Here is a 12,869-nt window from a genome sequence, read left to right as displayed (position 1 = left end):
GTCAAAATAGCTATAAAGCTAAATAAAAAGTCTATTTAGAGCGAGCATGTCTCTTAATATACTTGCAACCCCAGCAACCTATCTAAATATTTATTCTGCTTCAGATACTTTTTTGCTTAACGCTATCATCTCTTTGACATAATCATCTTTGTCTTTCTGTAAATCTTCGTCTGTTGGAAGAGGTTGTCCAGTGTAAGCATGTAAAAATGCTTCGCACAACAGTTCACTATTTGTGGCGTGTCTTAAGTTATTGATCTGACGTCTCGTTCTCTCATCAGTTAATACTTTCAATACAGAAAAGGGAATAGAAACAGTAATTTTCTTTACTTTATCTTTTTTCTCACCGTGCTCTACGTAAGGGTTAATAAATTCCCCATTCCATTTCTTACTCATGTTCACCTCGAAATTAGTTAGTCATCGAAATTATACACACATTAAGACGCCTAAACATCTTGACTTTTAAAGTTGTGACACTATTATGGCTAGACGTTTGGACGTCTAAACGCTTAAGTGTTTGGCGATGTGTTTTTATAGCAGCGCATATCATAATCCAAAAAGTACTTATATTCCATAAGGTTATATGTTTATAGCGGACGAATATCATGGCGGTAGCAACAAATAAGACAATGAGTGACTCACAGTTACCAGCTGAAGTGGTACATGACTCTATTGCTGTAAGGGGGAAACTAGCCTTAGCGGTTGGGCCTGTGGCCAGCCCCCTTGATATTGAGTATTCGATTTATGGCAATTTAGCTTGCCCTGTAATTGTGGTGTTGGGTGGAATCACGGCTGATAGGTATGTGCTGGGAACTAAGGAAAATAATACTAACAAGGCTACGGTTAAGGATAAAAGCAGCGAGCAACTAGGTTGGTGGAGTCAGTTAGAAGGAGCTAACAGGGCTTTGGACACTGATGAGCATTGCATTGTGTCTTTTAATTATATCAGTCGCGTGGCGATTAAATCATCGGCTGGAAACAAGCTTGGGTATAACTTAACACCTTCAGATCAAGCGGTTGTATTGAAGCATTTGCTCGATGTGTTGGGCATACATAAGCCCATCAAAATTATCGGCAGTTCTTATGGCGGTATGGTTGGCCTTAGCTTTGCGGAGCAATTTAAAGCCAATATTGAACAGTTTACCTGTATTTCTGCGAGTGATCGAAGTACTCATACAGCGCGCGCAATAAGATCAATCCAGAAAGGCATCTTTGAGTTAGCTGATAACTCGATACAAAAGCATCAAGCTTTGTCTTTAGCACGGCAGCTGTCGATTTTGTTTTATCGTACGGATGAAGTTTTTGACACACAGTTTATTGACCCAGCAACTCAAACACCTTTGGGCAAAGTGATTAACTATGACCAAACCATTTACAGTTACTTAAATCACCAAGGTCAGAAGTTTGCGAATAAAACCAGTATTGGTAACTACGAAGCATTATTGGATTCAATCGATGCTCATAACGTGAGTCCTAAAGAAATCTTATGTGACTGTAGTTTCATTGCCGTCCCAAATGATCGTTTAGTCAGTTACGAGTCTATGCGCAGGCTTGCGCAGAATATTAAAGGAAAATCAGAATTTTATCGTCTTGAATCAATTTATGGTCACGACGCGTTTTTAAAAGAATTTGATCAGTTAAATAAATTATTGAAAAAGATATTGGGAGAAAGTGATGAGTCATCAACAAGCTACGCAAGCTGTTAGGGCAGGGATCGAAACTGATGAACAGTATGGTGCAGTAACTCCAGCTTTATATTTATCGAGCAACTACACGTTTGAAGGGTTAGGTAGTCCTAGAAAGTATGATTATAGTCGTTCCGGTAATCCAACTCGCGATGTGCTGGCCGACTGCCTAGCAGAGTTAGAAGGTGGTGCCGGAGCGGTAGTTACATCAAGTGGCATGTCGGCAGTTCACCTTGTCACACAATTGCTAGAGCCAGGTGATTTAGTGGTAGTGCCGCATGATTGCTATGGCGGAACTTATCGTTTGTTTACGTCGCTAGCTAAAAAAGGAGGGTGTCGAGTAACGTTTGTTGATCAGGGCAATGATGAAGCGTACCAAAAAGCGTTAGCTGAAAAGCCAAAAATTGTCTGGATCGAAACTCCGAGTAATCCTCTGTTGCGAATCGTGGATGTTGAGAAACTTTGTACGCAAGCAGGCGACACAGTGATTAAAGTGGTGGATAACACTTTCTTGTCTCCTATTCAGCAAAAACCCTTAGAGCTAGGGGCTGATTTAGTGATCCATTCAACTACTAAATACATTAATGGACACAGCGATGTGGTTGGCGGTGCAGTTGTCGCTAAAACTGAAGACTTGTTTGAACAAGTTGCATGGTGGGCTAATTGTATCGGTATTACTGCATCGCCTTTCGATAGTTTTATCACGACTCGGGGAATTCGTACCTTAGGTATTCGTATTAAGAAACATGAAGAAAATGCTCAGGCAATCGCTGAGTTTTTAGATAAACACTCACTGGTCGATAACGTCTATTACCCAGGCTTGGAACATCACCCAGGTCACCTGATTGCACGTAAGCAACAGAAAGGCTTTGGTGCAATGCTGTCCTTTACGACAAGTTTTGATCAAGAAACTTTAGCGCAGTTTATTAAAGAACTAAAACTGTTCCCGTTAGCTGAGTCATTAGGTGGTGTAGAAAGTTTGATTTGTCATCCCTCAACCATGACGCATGCTGCCATGGATGAAGCTGCTCAAGTTGAAGCAGGTATCACGCCAAGACTTTTGCGTGTCTCAGTGGGTATTGAAGAGCTTGATGATCTACTCAGCGACCTTACCCAGGCTTTTGAAAAAGTATCCTTGAATACAACGGCAGTAAACAAAGAGGTGAGCAATGGCTGATGAAAATTATGCTGTTGGTGCAGTAAAGAATTATAAAGCAGGCGGCTATAAAGTTCATAAGTTTGGTGGCACTTGTTTAGCCACTGCTGAATCTATTGAAGCTGTGTCAGAGATTGTCAAATCGCAAGCATCTCCGGGAGATGTTGTGGTGGTGTCTGCGAACGGCAATGTAACCAACTGGTTATTGGCGCTTATTGAAGGAGGCATCCCAAGTGGCAGTATTTTACTGGAATACTTTACTGGTCTTCAGGCCAGCGTTGGTTTTAGTCAAGAAATACTAAAACAGATCCAGCTTGATGTTAAAGCTATCGAAACGCTTATTGAACAGAGTCATTACTCGCAAAGTGATGTTTTGGCTTATGGCGAAGCTTGGTCATCGTTAATTTTGTCAAATGTGCTGAGCCTAAAGGGGTGTAAAGCTCAAGCTATCGACAGTTGTCGATGTTTAAAATTAAATACCGACACCTACCAGTATCCGTTTGATCAAAGCTTTGCAGATAAGGCTCTAGGTCAATTGTATTCCTCTGAGCCGGACTCCGTTTTTGTGGTGACTGGATATATTGCTCTAGATCAGGAGCTGAACAAAACAACGCTGGGTAGAAACGGCAGTGACTTCTCCGCAACAGCGCTAGGCAATCTAATAAATGCACCAAGTATTACTATATGGACAGATGTGAGCGGTATTTATACAGCGGATCCAAAAATCATTAGTAAGCCTTTGTTGGTTGAAAGTTTGACCTTGTGCGAAGCTCAGGCCTTGTCAGAGCTAGGTGCTAACGTGTTACATGAAAAAACGGTGCTTCCTTTACTGTCTTATAAAGGAAGTGTCCATATCAAAAGTTTCGATAAACCGAATGAGCCAGGGACGGTAGTGTCTCAAGAAATCACACCAACCAACCGAGTGAAGACCATTACCTTTAAGTCAAAGCTAAACAAAGTCTGTGTCCACTCGATTGATGAGCTGCAAGCTCGCCGTATTCAAAAGAAAATTGCAGAAAAGAGCATCGCTAGCTACGTTAACGGCTATGATATTACTCAACATAAGTTGACGTTTTATATTGAGAAGAGTGATGTCTTTAGTGTAACTTCAACCATTAAAGCGATGCAGCATTATCCATCGGTACTGCTATCAAACATGACGCTAATTTCATTAGTTGGTCAAAATATCCGTCAAGATAAACGTATCATAGAGCGTTTCATTCGTCGCCTGAGTTCATTTGATACTCAAGAAATCCATTACCCGAATAACAGCCATAGTCTGTCAGTTGTTATTGATGATGAGCATGCCGAGGGGTTATTAAGAGATCTGCATACCAGTTTCTTCTACCAAGAGCCGACAGTACCTATCGTTGTACTTGGTTACGGCAATATTGGGAAAAAGGTTATCGAGTTAGTAGATAAAGGGGCTGAACGTTTAGGCCAAAGCCTTAACCGTTCGATTCAAATTCTAGCGGTAGCCAATAGCAAGCGCTTTGTCTGTGAATCGAATGGCTTAGCGCTTGATAATATTGATGGCTTGTTAAGTAACGGTAACGATAATACTGATGACCAAATATTCAGTTGGCTAGAGCGTTATGCAGGACGTGAGTTGATTATTGTTGATGTTACGGCGAGTAAAAGTATCTCAGACCGTTATAAAGGGTTTGCTGAAAATAAATGGCACATTATCTCTGCCAATAAAATAGCCGCTTCGGATAAAGACTATGCGCGACAAGTTGAATCAGTATTAGAAGACAATCGTCGAATTTGGAAAAAGAACACCACGGCTGGTGCTGGCTTACCGATACAAGCATCGATCAAGAACTTGCATGAAGCGGGTGACCAAATTGAAGAAGTGAGCGGTATTTTCTCAGGATCCTTGTCTTGGTTATTTAGCGAATTCGATGGTACTAAGTCGTTTACAAATTTATTGGAGGTTGCACAAGATAATGCCTACACCGAGCCGGATCCGAGAGAGGACTTGTCGGGCAACGATGTTATTAGGAAAATTAGGATTTTGGCACAACAACTAGGCTTTGAAGATGCTCCTGAGGATTTTGAAGCGGCGATTTCTGATGAGTTGCTCGAAGGGGAGCTTGTGGAGTTTTGGCAAAAAAGTGAGGCCATTAATACCTATTATCAAGGGTTACTTGATCAAGCTAAAGCAAAAGATGGGTTGCTTCGTTATATCGCCACGTTAACGCCACAAAAGCTGTCATTGAAGTTGGAGTTTATCGACAAGTCTCATCCGTTTGCATCGTTAAACCCGTGCGATAACGTTTTCCAGGTGATTAGTGCCTGGTACAAAGATAATCCTTTGATTATTCAGGGACCTGGAGCCGGACGAGAAGTCACTGCGGGCGGGGTGCTGAACGACTTATGTGATTTACTGAGGGGGCATTAATGTCCAATCCAGTGATTACATCAAACAAAGCAAAACCGTCTTATGAAGAAGCGCGAATCGCTGAATTTCTTAATCAACAAATAGCGGATTTGGATGGGAAAGTTAACGTTTCTTTTGAATTCTTCCCTCCCAATACGCCTGAGATGCAAAAGACTTTGTGGTCGAGCATTAAAAAGCTTGAGCCGTTAAGTCCCGACTTTGTGTCGGTAACCTATGGTGCGGCAGCAAGTACACGGTCTAGAACTCACGATGTGATCACTAAAATCATTCGAGAGACCGAGCTGACGGCTGTGCCGCATCTAACCTGTATTGGTTCAACAGAAGCAGAAATCGAATCCATTGCAGAAGATTATTGGTCAAAAGGTGTTCGTCATATTGTGGCGTTACGCGGCGATCTTGGGCAGGAAGCTGAGCAGGGAGATTTTAAGTATGCTACTGACTTAGTATATAAACTAAAGCAACTCCATGATTTTGAAATTAGTGTCGCCGCATATCCAGAGGTTCATCCTGAGGCAGAAACCGCTAAAGCTGACTTAGATAACCTGAAGCGGAAAGTGGACGCTGGTGCCAGTCGTGCCATTAGTCAATTTTTCTTTAGCGCAGAAAAGTTCTTAAGGTTTCGTGACCAATGTCAGAACCATGATTTACAGATTGATTTAACACCTGGAATCCTGCCCGTGACTAACTTCACGCAGCTACAAAAGTTCGCTAAGTTTACACAAGTAGATATTCCTGATTGGATGTATAAAGTTTATGACGGCTTACAAAACGATCCTGAGACCAGTCGTTTAATTGCCTCACACATTGCCATTGAACAGGTCAAGCTACTGGTTAAAGAGGGCGTTAGCGATTTTCACTTTTATACCTTAAACCGTGCTGATTTAACTTATGCAATTTGTCATAGCCTAGGCAAAAGGTGCTTAACACCCGCAGCTTGATAATATTGTTGCAAAGGCAATATAAAAGCTATAAAGTCTGTTGCTCATATATTGGGTAGCAGACGACTCTAGTGCTCGGATTAAAAATACTTATCCAAAGGTGTTAATCCCCTTATTGAGAATCGTTTGCAAATAGAATGTATTCTTATATAATTCGGCTAAATCCTCCGAATGGTGGAACTCATGAGTAACTTAAATATTGAAAAAGTATTGTCCGTAAAACACTGGAACGACACCTTATTTACCTTCCAAACCACACGAGATCAAAGTTTACGCTTCCGTAATGGCGAGTTCATTATGATTGGTTTGCCACTAGAAGACGGTAAGAAGGTTATGCGTGCGTATAGTATTGCTAGCCCTAACTACGAAGAAAACCTTGAGTTTTTTAGTATTAAAGTTCCTGACGGAAAGTTGACCTCGCGTCTGCAGCACCTGAAACCTGGCGATGAAGTTATGGTGAGTAAAAAGCCCACTGGTACTTTGGTGGTTGATGATCTTAAGCAGGGTCGTAACTTGTATTTACTAGCTACTGGAACTGGTTTAGCGCCTTTCTTGAGCATCGTTCAGTGCCCAGAAACTTATGAGAAGTTTGATAAAGTTATTCTGTGTCATGGTGTCCGTTTTGTCAGCGAGCTGTGCTATCAAGAAATGATAATGCAGGACTTGCCAAACCACGAATACTTGGGGGATATTATCTCTGAAAAGCTACTCTATTATCCTACCGTTACTCGTGAGCCTTATCAGAATCAGGGCCGATTGACTCATGCACTAGAGAATGGGCAAGTAGAAGAAACCTTAGGATTGGACAAACTTGATCCTAAGCACGATAGAGCGATGATTTGTGGTAGCCCAGCGATGCTTGAAGATCTTTCGCAGATGCTAAATGACAAAGGCTTTGAAATCAGCCCAAAAATGGGTGTTCAAGGTGATTATGTCATTGAGCGAGCATTTGTGGAGTAAAGCTCGGTTCTTAAATTGCTAAAAGTTATAACATTTACTTTCTAAAGAGCCCCGTTTTCGGGGCTTTTTTGTACCTGCACTCGGCATACCTACATTATTGACTAAGATTTTATTGAGTCCATATAACCAGATGGCATACATTTATAGTGGTTAATTTGTAGAGAATAGACGTCTATACACCAATAATAGCAGTCATTGTGAATAAAAGACCTAAAGACTGTGACTGCGAAAGAACAACAACCAAATTGGTTAGCAAGTAAACTTATTGGCGACGAACTGATAAGCAAAATTAAGAGCCTCAATGCACAAGAGCTTAGTTGGTTAAGTGGCTACTGTGCTGGGTTATTGGAAGGTGTCGATAACTCCGCTGTTGCAATTAAACCAACGCAACCTTCGCTAGGTACCCCGGTGTCGACTGAGAGTAGGCTTAAGCCTGCTCTGGTTATGTATGCTTCGCAAACTGGCAATGCACAGGCAGTGGCCGAAGCGCTACATCAGAGCTTATCCAGCAATGGTGTTGAAGCTGTACTGAAGTCAACTTTAGATATCAAGCTTAAGGAGTTAGCGAACTACTCAGCGATATTGGTCACCGCATCAACTCATGGAGAGGGTGAGCCACCAGATGATGCGATTGAGCTTCACGAAGCTTTGCTCAGCAAGAAAGGCGCTAAAAAACGTCCGTCGTTAGAGGGAATTAAGCATGCAGTATTGGGGTTGGGGGATTCTAGTTATGAATTCTTCTGCCAAACGGCAAAAGATTTTGACAAAGCATTATCTGACGGCGGCTCAGTTTCATTGCAAGCGCCTGTTCTGTGTGACGTCGATTATGAAGATTCGGCGCAAGATTGGGTGAGTCAAGTAACAGCATCTTTGAAAGATTATGTGACATCGCTTGGCGGAGACTCTGCCAACTCAGTAGTCGACGTTATCTCCACTGAAACTGATGTGGCGCCAGCAGCCAACATTTACGATAAAAATAATCCTTTTGCTGCAACAGTAGAGACAATTCAGCGCATTACAGGGCAGGGCTCTCCAAAAGAAACCTATCATATCGAGATTGATTTAACAGACTCAAATCTAGTTTATGAGCCAGGTGATGCATTGGGTATTATTGCTCACAACAAAGCTGAGTTGGTCAGTGAAGTGATTAAATTACTGAGTCTCGATGCAGGCTCTACAGTCGATTACAAAGGTCAAAGCAGTACTTTAGAGAAATGCTTAACAGAAAAAGTAGAATTGACTTTAGTTAACAAGCCGTCTGTAAAAGCACTGCTGGAGCTGTCGCCAAGCGAAGAACTGCAGAATATTGTTGATAATGAGTTTGGTGATTTTATCGACCATCACCAGTTCGTGGATGTGCTGCATATTGCTAAACCGACCATCAGCGCACAGCAACTCGTTGATCTTTTAAAGCCCATCAAGCCGCGTTTGTACTCTATCTCCTCAAGCTTGGAAGAGACGCCTGATGAAGTTCACCTTACTTTAAACCATGTCGCGACCACGAATCAGTTTGGTCAACGTTATGGGCTTGCTAGTCACTTTTTGACCCAGGATATAGATGAAGGGGATGAGGTTAATGTCTTTGTTGAAAAGAACCCTAAATTTAAATTACCGCTAGCGGAAGAGCCAGTAATTATGGTGGGGCCAGGAACTGGTGTAGCACCGTTTAGAGCTTTTTTGCAACACCGAGAGGCGCTTGAGAACACCGGTAAAAATTGGTTGTTCTTTGGCAACCCTTACTTTAATACAGACTTTCTTTATCAGGTTGAGATCCAAAACTACTTAAAAAGCGGAACCCTAACTAAAGTGGATTTAGCTTTTTCTAGAGACTCGGAGAATGGTGAGAAAGTTTATGTACAACAAAAGCTTTTAGAAAATGCAGCCGAAGTGTGGCAATGGTTAGAGCAGGGTGCTTACTTTTATGTCTGTGGTGATATGCATCGCATGGCAAAAGATGTAGAGCTAGCTCTGTTGTCGATCATTCAACGTCAAGGTGGCAAAGACGAAGAGCAAGCTAAGCAGTATTTAAAGCAACTGAAACTCGACAATCGTTACCAGAGAGATATTTACTAATGAGCAAAGTAAAACCCACAGAATATGATCCAAAACGTCACTCTGAAGTTGAAACGATAAAAGTTAATAGTAATTATTTACGCGGCACTTTAGAGGAAAGTTTAAAAGCAGAAGTCACAGGTGCGATTGCCGATGACGATCAAATGCTGATTAAGTTTCATGGTTCCTATATGCAGGATGACCGGGACTTGCGTGCAGAACGTCGCAAACAAAAGCTAGAGCCTTTGTACTCTTTCATGATTCGTGCGCGTCTTCCAGGTGGCATCGCAACCTCAGAACAGTATAAGGTCTTGTCTGATATCGCTGAGAAATATGGTCATAGCAGTTTACGTCTAACCACGCGTCAAACATTTCAGTGGCATGGCATTTTTAAGCGTGATTTAAAAAAGACCATAGCTGGGATTAATACTGCATTGGTTGATTCGATCGCAGCATGCGGTGATGTTAATCGTAATGTGATGGCTAATCCTTTGTATGAAACGTCAAAGCTACAAACTGAGGTTTATGAGTGGTCTAAAAAAATTAGCGAGCACTTATTGCCAAATACTAATGCTTACCACGAAATTTGGCTGGATGGTGAGAAAGTAGAAACCACAGAAGAACCCATTTACGGCAGTACTTATTTGCCTCGTAAGTTTAAAATTGCCATCGCTGTTCCACCTTATAATGATGTTGATATTTACGCTAACGATATTGGTTTGGTTGCCATTGCTGAAGGCGAAAAGTTGCTGGGTTTTAACATACTGGTAGGTGGCGGTATGGGGAGTTCTCACAACGATCCAGAGACTTACCCTCGTGCTGCAACAGTAATTGGATTTAGCAAGCCTGAGGATACCCTAAATGTCGTTGAAAACATTCTCAAAGTTCAGCGAGACTATGGTAATCGTGAAGTGAGGAAGTTAGCACGTTTAAAGTATACGGTTGATCGTTTAACGGTTGAGGGCTTTAAAGAGACGCTCTGTGAGTATTTAGGCTTTAGCTTAGAGCAAGCCAGACCCTTTAAGTTTGACCATAATGGCGACCGTTTTGGTTGGATTAAAACCGATGATGGTCATTGGCATCTAACCTTATACATTCATAGCGGACGTATTAAGGACACGGACGAGTCTCAAGTATTTAAAGGTTTAAGAGCAATCGCAGACATTCACGATGGTGAGTTTCGCTGTTCGCCGAATCAAAATATGATCATTAGTAATGTTTCTGAAAGCAATAAAGAAGCGATCCAAAAGTTGGTTGATGAACATAACATTAGCATTGGGCAGTCTGAAACTCCAACGCGCTTAAACTCTTTAGCTTGTGTTGCTTTCCCAACGTGTGCTTTAGCGATGGCAGAAGCTGAACGTTATTTGCCGACATTAATGGATAAGATCGAAGAAAAACTCCAGAAATATGGTATTTCTGAAACGCCAATCAATATACGTATGACAGGCTGCCCTAATGGCTGTTCTCGCCCATACCTAGGTGAGATTGGCTTCGTCGGAAAAGCACCGGGAAAATATAACTTGTATTTAGGTGCTAGCCATCAAGGTGACCGTGTCAATAAACTCTATCGTGAGAATATTAACGAAGAACAAATATTGAGTGAGCTTGATCCGATTTTTGAAAGCTATGCCATGGGTAGGAAAGATGGGGAGTTTTTTGGGGATTATGTGATTCGTCAGGGTTACGTGAAGGCTGTACACAGTGGTACAGATTTCCATGGACAGTAGCCTAGTTAAGGAGACGTGATGTCTTTGCTTAATAAGTCATGGTTTGAACAGGTTAACAGTAAACTGGAGTTGGCAACCGCGCAACAGCGGGTAGAGTATGCTTTAGAACACTTACCTGAGAACTATGCTTTGGCTTCAAGCTTTGGCGCTCAGTCGGCAGTGAGCTTGCATCTTTTAACTCAAGTAAAACCTGATATTCCGATCATCTTGGTTGATACGGGGTATCTCTTTACTGAAACCTATCAGTTTATCGATGAATTAACTGAGCGACTTGGTTTGAACCTAAAGGTATACCAAAGTGACATCAGTGCCGCTTGGCAAGAAGCGCGTTACGGCAAGCTTTGGGAAAAAGGCGAGCAAGGGATTAAGGACTATAATCAACGCAATAAAGTTGAACCTATGGATAGAGCGCTCGATGAATTAAATGTTACCACTTGGTTTTCAGGATTGAGGCGACAACAATCAAGTTCTCGCAAAGGGTTGCCTGTGATTCAGTCCTTTAAGGGACGGATTAAGGTCCATCCAATCATTGATTGGGACAATAAAATGATTCATGAGTACCTAAAAAAATATGAGCTACCATACCATCCTCTGTGGGAGAAAGGCTATGTCTCTATTGGGGATACTCACAGTACCATTCCCTTAAGCGCGGATATGGACGAAGAGGATACCCGATTTGGCGGCATTGTTCGCGAATGCGGACTGCATGTGGACACTTTGTCTGGTTTATAAAATTCTTTACTGTTGTATTCTGCGTAAAAAGGCAGCTAGGAGCTGCCTCTTTTTATGAGATCCAAGAATGAGATGATTTTTTAGATATGCCACATTTGGTGCATTGGTAATGGCTTCTCATCCTTTTCTTCCTCAACCGTATTCGCTAGTTGCAAAGAAGAGGTATAGTCTTGGTGGATATACTGACTCAACTGTTCGCTGGTAATGTGTGGCGCGAAATAATTAATGAAGTCTTTCATATATTTCTTCAAGAAAATATTTTTATTAAACGCTAACCAAGTTGTGCAACGAGGCAGAATATCTTTTGTGGAATAGCCAAGCAGGTCACGATCCTGCTTAGGTGAAAATGCCATGCTGGCTATTATGCCAATACCAAAACCATTACGTACATAAGTTTTAATGACATCAGCATCCCTTGCGGTAAAGACAATATTGGGTTCAAGCTGTTGTTTCTTGAAGGCACTAGTTAAGCTTGAATTTTTCGCACTACTCATAAATGGGTAAGTGACGATAGGGTACTTAGCCAGATCATACAACTCAATCTTTCTTAAGTCACCGAGAGGGTGATCGTGAGGGAACAGTATTGTTCTGTCCCACTGAAAGCATGGAATCTTAACAATATTTGTCCCTAGGTCGATATTTCCTGAAGCGATAGCAAAGTCAACCTCTTGCTTTTGCAGTTGGGATAATATTTGGTCGGAGGTCCCTTGTTGTAAATCAATGGTTAAGTTTGGATAGCGCTTATGAAAGTTAGAAAATACTTTTGGCAACACATATTGAGCTTGCGTCTGTGTTGTGGCTATCGAAAAGTTACCAGAGTCGCTTTGATTCGCCAGACTAGTAATATTCTTTATATGATTAATTTCATGCAGTACTTTACGTGAGCGATTGATAACTTCTTCACCCAGTTCTGTAATGCCGACGAGCTGCTTGCCGTTTCGCTCGAAAATCTTTGTCTCTAACTCACTTTCCAACAATCTTAACTGCTTACTAATGCCTGGCTGAGAGGTGTAAAGCTTTTCAGCTGCCTTTGTAATGCTTAAATTGTTGTCAGCAATAGCAATGAGATAGTTAAGTTGCTGTAGCTTCATAACGATTACTTCTTTAAAACCCCTTAAAAACAGTGATAGTATACGTATAGATGGCCAAAGGCAACCCGTATATGCTTTTTGGTTATAAAGAAGCGCCAAAAGATTATTTATTGTCTAGTGCTTA

10 protein-coding genes are annotated in these 12,869 nt (G+C 41.6%); 8 read left to right on the top strand and 2 right to left on the bottom strand.

What is annotated here, in order from left to right:
• Window positions 1–90 precede the first annotated feature (90 nt).
• Window positions 91–393, bottom strand: coding sequence for a met regulon transcriptional regulator MetJ (gene metJ, locus TQ33_RS06565; RefSeq protein WP_046561345.1), 303 nt, complete (start codon window positions 391–393; stop codon window positions 91–93).
• 209 nt (window positions 394–602) lie between these two features.
• Here metJ and TQ33_RS06560 point away from each other — a divergent pair, with 209 nt between their 5' ends.
• The 8 genes from TQ33_RS06560 (at window position 603) to TQ33_RS06525 (ending at window position 11,654) form a co-directional block, all read left to right on the top strand.
• Window positions 603–1,703 carry an alpha/beta fold hydrolase gene (locus tag TQ33_RS06560; protein WP_046561344.1) on the top strand — a complete coding sequence of 367 codons (1,101 nt, stop codon included), beginning with the start codon at window positions 603–605 and terminating at the stop codon, window positions 1,701–1,703.
• Entirely contained in the window at window positions 1,672–2,859 is a 1,188-nt protein-coding gene (metB, locus tag TQ33_RS06555) for a cystathionine gamma-synthase (RefSeq protein ID WP_046561343.1), read from the top strand. The genes TQ33_RS06560 and metB overlap by 32 nt, the downstream gene beginning before the upstream one ends.
• A complete protein-coding gene (metL, locus tag TQ33_RS06550; RefSeq protein WP_046561342.1) occupies window positions 2,852–5,242 on the top strand; it encodes a bifunctional aspartate kinase/homoserine dehydrogenase II in 2,391 nt (796 codons plus the stop codon). Before metB ends, metL begins: the two co-directional genes overlap by 8 nt.
• A complete protein-coding gene (gene metF / locus TQ33_RS06545; protein ID WP_084616937.1) occupies window positions 5,242–6,180 on the top strand; it encodes a methylenetetrahydrofolate reductase in 939 nt (312 codons plus the stop codon). Before metL ends, metF begins: the two co-directional genes overlap by 1 nt.
• A 183-nt stretch (window positions 6,181–6,363) precedes the next feature.
• Window positions 6,364–7,140, top strand: a complete 777-nt coding sequence (locus TQ33_RS06540) for a ferredoxin--NADP reductase (protein ID WP_046561341.1) — start codon at window positions 6,364–6,366, stop codon at window positions 7,138–7,140.
• A gap of 219 nt (window positions 7,141–7,359) precedes the next feature.
• Window positions 7,360–9,213 carry a diflavin oxidoreductase gene (locus tag TQ33_RS06535; protein WP_046561340.1) on the top strand — a complete coding sequence of 618 codons (1,854 nt, stop codon included), beginning with the start codon at window positions 7,360–7,362 and terminating at the stop codon, window positions 9,211–9,213.
• Entirely contained in the window at window positions 9,213–10,922 is a 1,710-nt protein-coding gene (cysI, locus tag TQ33_RS06530; protein WP_046561339.1) for an assimilatory sulfite reductase (NADPH) hemoprotein subunit, read from the top strand. The genes TQ33_RS06535 and cysI overlap by 1 nt, the downstream gene beginning before the upstream one ends.
• Before the next feature lie 18 nt (window positions 10,923–10,940).
• Window positions 10,941–11,654 (top strand): phosphoadenylyl-sulfate reductase, encoded by a 714-nt coding sequence (locus tag TQ33_RS06525; RefSeq protein ID WP_046561338.1) that lies wholly within the window; start codon window positions 10,941–10,943, stop codon window positions 11,652–11,654.
• Between the two features lie 80 nt (window positions 11,655–11,734).
• Here the strand turns inward: TQ33_RS06525 and TQ33_RS06520 are convergent, their stop codons facing one another.
• Complete coding sequence (locus TQ33_RS06520; RefSeq protein ID WP_046561337.1) at window positions 11,735–12,745, bottom strand: LysR substrate-binding domain-containing protein; 1,011 nt, start codon at window positions 12,743–12,745, stop codon at window positions 11,735–11,737.
• Between the last annotated feature and the right edge of the window lie 124 nt (window positions 12,746–12,869).

Origin of the sequence: Kangiella geojedonensis, assembly GCF_000981765.1 — a bacterium.
Classification (GTDB): domain Bacteria; phylum Pseudomonadota; class Gammaproteobacteria; order Enterobacterales; family Kangiellaceae; genus Kangiella; species Kangiella geojedonensis.
Note: the sequence above shows the minus strand (reverse complement) of the source record. Positions and strands in the feature narration are given on the sequence as shown.

Bases quoted from the DNA above. Each gene is read 5' to 3' on its own strand.
- metJ (WP_046561345.1), bottom strand. From the start codon at position 393: ATGAGTAAGAAATGGAATGGGGAATTTATTAACCCTTACGTAGAGCAC.
- TQ33_RS06560 (WP_046561344.1), top strand. From the start codon at position 603: ATGGCGGTAGCAACAAATAAGACAATGAGTGACTCACAGTTACCAGCT.
- metB (WP_046561343.1), top strand. From the start codon at position 1,672: ATGAGTCATCAACAAGCTACGCAAGCTGTTAGGGCAGGGATCGAAACT.
- metL (WP_046561342.1), top strand. From the start codon at position 2,852: ATGGCTGATGAAAATTATGCTGTTGGTGCAGTAAAGAATTATAAAGCA.
- metF (WP_084616937.1), top strand. From the start codon at position 5,242: ATGTCCAATCCAGTGATTACATCAAACAAAGCAAAACCGTCTTATGAA.
- TQ33_RS06540 (WP_046561341.1), top strand. From the start codon at position 6,364: ATGAGTAACTTAAATATTGAAAAAGTATTGTCCGTAAAACACTGGAAC.
- cysI (WP_046561339.1), top strand. From the start codon at position 9,213: ATGAGCAAAGTAAAACCCACAGAATATGATCCAAAACGTCACTCTGAA.
- TQ33_RS06525 (WP_046561338.1), top strand. From the start codon at position 10,941: ATGTCTTTGCTTAATAAGTCATGGTTTGAACAGGTTAACAGTAAACTG.
- TQ33_RS06520 (WP_046561337.1), bottom strand. From the start codon at position 12,745: ATGAAGCTACAGCAACTTAACTATCTCATTGCTATTGCTGACAACAAT.